This is a genomic window from Mesorhizobium sp. M7A.F.Ca.MR.362.00.0.0, assembly GCF_004023175.1.
Lineage (GTDB): Bacteria > Pseudomonadota > Alphaproteobacteria > Rhizobiales > Rhizobiaceae > Mesorhizobium.
In genome coordinates, this window is sequence record NZ_RZTF01000226.1 from 3,147 (window position 1) to 8,639 (window position 5,493).

The 5,493-nt window shown below is 64.8% G+C and carries 4 protein-coding genes; all 4 read left to right on the plus strand.

The window, feature by feature from the left end:
- On the plus strand, positions 1-556 hold a 556-nt coding region (locus tag EOC06_RS43350; RefSeq protein WP_245469982.1), incomplete at its 5' end, for a thiamine pyrophosphate-dependent enzyme.
- Positions 553-2,646: a hydantoinase/oxoprolinase family protein gene (locus EOC06_RS23860; RefSeq protein ID WP_128308938.1), complete on the plus strand. Its 2,094-nt coding sequence runs from the start codon at positions 553-555 to the stop codon at positions 2,644-2,646. The genes EOC06_RS43350 and EOC06_RS23860, both read left to right, overlap by 4 nt.
- A complete protein-coding gene (locus EOC06_RS23865) occupies positions 2,643-4,262 on the plus strand; it encodes a hydantoinase B/oxoprolinase family protein (protein ID WP_128308939.1) in 1,620 nt (539 codons plus the stop codon). The genes EOC06_RS23860 and EOC06_RS23865 overlap by 4 nt, the downstream gene beginning before the upstream one ends.
- Positions 4,259-5,461: a pyridoxal phosphate-dependent aminotransferase gene (locus EOC06_RS23870; protein WP_128308940.1), complete on the plus strand. Its 1,203-nt coding sequence runs from the start codon at positions 4,259-4,261 to the stop codon at positions 5,459-5,461. The genes EOC06_RS23865 and EOC06_RS23870 overlap by 4 nt, the downstream gene beginning before the upstream one ends.
- Positions 5,462-5,493: the final 32 nt, after the last annotated feature.

Below are 5,493 nucleotides of genomic sequence, written 5' to 3' on the forward strand. Positions count from 1 at the left end.
CCTGCCTGCCGACGTCATTCTCACCAACGGCGCCGGCAATTTCACCGTCTGGCCGAACAAGTTCTTCAAGTTCGGGCCGGACGCACGGCTGCTCGCCCCGCAGTCTGGCGCCATGGGCTACGGCCTGCCGGCGGCAATTGCCGCCAAGGTTGCGTTTCCAGAACGCACGGTCGTCTGCTTTGCCGGCGACGGCGACTTCCAGATGAATTGCCAGGAACTCGGAACCGCTATGCAGGCTGGCGCGCAGCCGATCGTGCTGATCCTCAACAACGGCATCTACGGCACGATCCGCGCCCATCAGGAGCGCCACTATCCGGCGCGCGTTTCGGGCACGTCGCTCGAAAACCCTGATTTCGTGACACTGGCTAAGGCCTATGGCTTCCATGCCGAGCGGGTCGAGGCGACGCGCGATTTCGCGGCGGCGTTCGATCGGGCGCTCGGATCCGTGACGGGAGCGGTCCTCGACATCGCCATATCTCCCGAAGCGCTGACGCCCCGACAGACCCTTTCCCAGATGCGTGACGCCGCGCTCGCTTCCCAGAAGGCCAAGGCATGACCTCCAAAGACGACATCCGTCTCGGCGCGGACATCGGCGGCACGTTCACCGACGTCGCGCTCGACCTCAGGGGAACGATCTTCTCCACCAAGGTATTGACCAATTACGCGGCGCCCGAGCAGGCGATCCTGGACGGCATTGCCGTCGTCACGCGCGATGCCGGTATCGCGCTTGCCGAGATCGGCATCATCATCCACGGCACGACGCTGGCGACGAATGCGCTCATCGAACGCCGTGGCGCCAAGACCGCACTGGTCACCACCGAAGGGTTCCGCGATGTCATCGAGATGCGCACGGAAAACCGCTTCGAGCAGTATGACCTCGACCTGCAGCTGCCGGCGCCGCTAATCCCGCGCGAGCACCGTTTCACGGTAAAGGGCCGGATCGGCGCGGAAGGCCAGGAGCTTCAACCGCTCGACGAAGCCGCCCTGGAAGGCATTGCCGACCGGATCGCGGCCGGCGGTTTCGGCTCCGTGGCGATCGGCTTCATCCACGCCTACACCAACCCTGATCATGAGCGCCGGGCGCGCGCTATCCTGTCCCGCAAGCTTACCATCCCGATTTCGATCAGCGCCGAAGTCTCGCCGCAGATGCGCGAGTTCGAACGCTTCAACACGGTCTGCGCCAACGCCTATGTGCGGCCGCAGATGGCGGACTATCTCGCGCGTTTCCAGACTCGCTTGAAGGAGATGGGCGCCGAGTGCCCGGTCTTCATGATCCATTCGGGGGGCGGTCTGATCTCGGTGGAGACGGCCTCGGAATTTCCCGTGCGCCTCGTTGAGTCCGGCCCGGCCGGCGGCGCCATCTTCGCCGCCGACATCGCCAGGCGATTCGGCCTGGAAAAGGTCGTCTCCTATGACATGGGCGGCACCACTGCAAAGATCTGCCTGATCGAGGATTATGCGCCGCGCACCGCCAGAACCTTCGAAGTGGCGCGTACCTATCGCTTCTGCAAAGGTTCCGGCATGCCGATCTCCATTCCCGTGATCGAGATGATCGAGATCGGCGCCGGCGGCGGCTCGATCGCCTGGGTCGACGCCATGGGCCGCATCCAGACCGGTCCCGAAAGTGCCGGATCGGAACCTGGCCCGGCCTGCTACGGCCGCGGCGGCAGGCGCCCGGCCATCACAGATGCCGACCTGGTGCTCGGCAAGCTCGATCCCGACAATTTCGCCGGCGGCGCCATCGGGCTGGACACGTCCGCATCCGAACAGGCGATCCTGCGCGATGTCGGCGAACGCCTGTCGCTCGATGCCATGGCGACGGCCTTCGGCATCTGCGAGGTGGTGGACGAGAACATGGCCAATGCCGCCCGCGTCCATGCCGTCGAAAACGGCAAAAACATTTCCGACAACGTGATGATCGCCTTCGGTGGCGCGGCCCCGCTTCACGCCGCAAGGCTTTGCGAGAAACTCGGCATCGACCAGTGCATCGTCCCCAAGGGCGCGGGCGTCGGATCGGCGATCGGCTTCCTCAAGGCTCCGTTCGGCTACGAAGCCCTGGCATCCCGGCTGACGCGGCTGTCGCAGTTCAAGCCGGCCGAGGCCAATGCTTTGCTCGACGACCTCAAAGTGTCAGCCGAAAGCTTCGTGCGGGCAGGGGCCAACGGTACGATCACATGCGAAATCACAGCCTTCATGCGCTACGCCGGCCAGGGCTGGGAAATCCCCGTGCCGCTGCCGGACGAGCCGTTCGGCAAGGATGCCGCAACCACGCTCGAGGATTTGTTCCAGGCGAATTACCAACGCTTCTTCGGCCGCGCCATCGAAGGACTTGGCGGCCTGGAAATCGAGATCGTCACCTGGTCCGTGAAGGCGACGGATGTCCGGCCTGCTGTCGCCAGGCACGAGCTGATCACCGGCAAGCGGACCACTCAGCCGGCAACAAGCCGCGCGGTGTTCGATCCGGCCAGCGGCGCGCCACGGACCTATGGCATCGTCGAACGGGAGGGGCTGTGCACCGGCGATCGGGTGGCGGGCCCGGTCATCATCGTCGAACGCGAGACATCCACCGTCGTCACCACGAGCTTCGACGCCGTCATCCAGAGCGACGGCGCGATCCTTCTGATCCGCAAAGGCAGCCAGGCATGAGCGACATCAGTGAAATCCGCATGCAGGTCATGTGGAACCGGTTGATCTCGGTGGTCGAGGAGCAGGCCCTCACCTTGCTGCGCACGGCTTTCTCGACATCGGTGCGCGAGTCAGGCGACCTGTCGGCGGGCGTGTTCGATCCCCGCGGCCAGATGCTGGCACAGGCGGTGACGGGAACGCCCGGCCATGTAAACACCATGGCCGAGGCGGTGCTGCATTTCATGAATGAAATCCCGCGCGAAGCCATGTTCGAGGGCGACACCTACGTCACCAATGACCCCTGGTTGGGCACGGGCCACCTGCACGACATCACCATGGTGTCGCCGTCGTTCCTGAACGGCGAATTGGTTGCGTTCTTCGCCTGCACGGCGCATGTGGTCGATGTCGGTGGGCGCGGCTTCGGCGCTGACGGCAAGTCGGTCTACGAGGAAGGCATCCAGATCCCGATCATGAAGTTCGCGGAGAAGGGCAAGGTCAATCTCGATCTCGTCAGGATCCTGCGCGCCAACGTCCGCGAGCCGAACCAGGTCGTCGGCGATTTCTATTCGCTCGCCGCCTGCAACGAAGTCGGCCACCGACGCCTCGTCGACATGATGAAGGAGATCGGCCTGGCATCGCTGGACGGGCTTGGCGAGTTCATCTTCTCGCGCACCCGCGACGCCATGGTCGAACGCATCAAGGCGATGCCCAAAGGCAGCTGGTCGAACGCGCTGGTGACCGACGGCTACGACGAGCCGGTGAAACTCGCGGCGACGGTCACGGTTCGGGACGCCGGCGTCGAGGTCGATTTCACCGGTACCGACCCGATGAGCCGATGGGGCATCAACTGCCCGATCATCTACAGCAAGGCCTATGCCTGCTACGCGTTGAAATGCGTGGTGGCGCCCGATATTCCTAACAATGCCGCGTCGCTCGCCTTCTTCACCGTGTCGTCTCCGGTCAACATCCTGAACGCCGTGCGGCCGGCGCCGGTGGCGCTCAGGCACATCTTCGGCCACATGGTTCCCGATCTGGTGCTCGGCGCGATCGCCAAGGCGATGCCCGGCAAGATTCTTGCCGAGGGCGCCGGCGCACTGTGGAACATCCATATCTCGGTTCGGCCGGTCTCCGGCGGTTCGGGCCGCCGCGCCGAGGTGCTGATGTTCAATTCCGGCGGCATGGGCGCGCGCCCCGGTCTCGACGGATTGTCGGCGACGGCCTTCCCCTCCGGAGTCCATACGATGCCGATCGAGGCAACGGAGCACACCGGCCCGATCGTCATCTGGCGCAAGGAACTGCGGCCCGATTCCGGCGGCGACGGCGAGTTTCGCGGCGGGCTCGGGCAGGTTATCGAAATCGAGGCGATCGAGGGCCATGAATTCGATTTCTCGGCCATGTTCGACCGCGTCAATCATCCCGCCCACGGGCGCAACGGCGGCGGACCTGGAGTGGCCGGCGTGGTCAGGCTGGACGATGGCACGCACATGCGACCCAAAGGCTGGCAGCATGTTCCGGCCGGCCGTCGGCTGATCCTCCAATTGCCGGGCGGCGGCGGCTATGGCGATCCGTCCAATCGCAGCACCGAGGCGCGGGCGAACGACCGCTCCAAGGAATACATTTCGGAGAACGGCAAATGAGCTACATTGCCTCGCGCCTGTCTGCGGTGAAGCCGTCGGCGTCCATGGCTGCTTCGCAGGCAGCCAAGGCCCTGCGCGCCAAGGGCGTCGACGTGATCGATCTTGGCCTGGGCGAGCCGGATTTCCCGACACCGAGCCACATCATCGAAGCGGCGCATTTCGCCGCGAAGGCCGGCCAGACGCTATACACGGGTGCCGCCGGCACGGCCGAGGCGCGCGAAGCCGTGGCCGGCAAGTTCCGCCGCGAAAACGGACTGGACTACACGGCGGACGACGTCGTCGTGGCCAATGGCGCCAAGCAGATCATCTTCAACGCGCTGATGGCGACGCTGGAGTCTGGTGACGAAGCGATCCTGCCGGCGCCCTACTTCGTCTCCTATCCCGAAATGGTGAAGCTGCTCGGCGGCACGCCTGTCCTCATCGAGTGCCCGGAAACTTCGGGCTTCCGGCTGACGCCGGAGTTACTGGAAAAAGCCATCACGCCAAGGACGAAATGGCTGTTCCTCAACATGCCAGGCAACCCCTCCGGCGCCATATATTCGCAATCGGACCTGCGGGCACTCGGAGCGGTTTTGGCAAGGCATCCGCAGGTGCTGGTGCTTTCCGACGAGATTTACGAGCACATCCTGTTCGACGGACGCGACTTCGTCTCCTTCGGCAAGGCTTGCCCGGAACTCAGGGACCGCACCCTGATCGTCAACGGCGTCTCCAAATCCTATGCGATGACCGGGTGGCGTGTCGGCTATGCCGCCGGGCCGGCGCCGCTCACCAGGGCGATGGCGATCATCCAGAGCCAGTCCTGCACGTCCGTCTGCTCGATCGCGCAAGCGGCGACGGTGGCCGCGCTCAACGGCCCCCAGGACGAGGTGGCACGCTTTCGGCAGGCGTTCGAGGCGCGCCGCGACCTTGTCGTCGACGGCATCAGGCGGATCAACGGTCTTACGCTTTCGCCACCGGAAGGCGCCTTCTATGCCTATATCGGATGCGCCAGCCTGATCGGCCGCAGGACCCCAAAAGGCGTCGTGCTCGAGGACGACACGGCGGTGGCGAATTATCTCCTGAACGAAGGGCGCGTGGCCTCGGTGCCGGGCGCCGCCTATGGACTTTCCCCCTATTTCCGCATCTCGACCGCGACCGGCGAAGAGGTGCTGACCGAAGCGATCGCGCGCATCAACGCCGCCGTCGCGCAAGTGGAGTAAATCATGCCGCATTACGAACGCATCCTGATCAC

Excerpts from the sequence above, each read along its gene's own strand:
- EOC06_RS23860 (WP_128308938.1), top strand. The coding sequence starts at position 553 with ATGACCTCCAAAGACGACATCCGTCTCGGCGCGGACATCGGCGGCACG.
- EOC06_RS23870 (WP_128308940.1), top strand. The coding sequence starts at position 4,259 with ATGAGCTACATTGCCTCGCGCCTGTCTGCGGTGAAGCCGTCGGCGTCC.
- EOC06_RS23865 (WP_128308939.1), top strand. The coding sequence starts at position 2,643 with ATGAGCGACATCAGTGAAATCCGCATGCAGGTCATGTGGAACCGGTTG.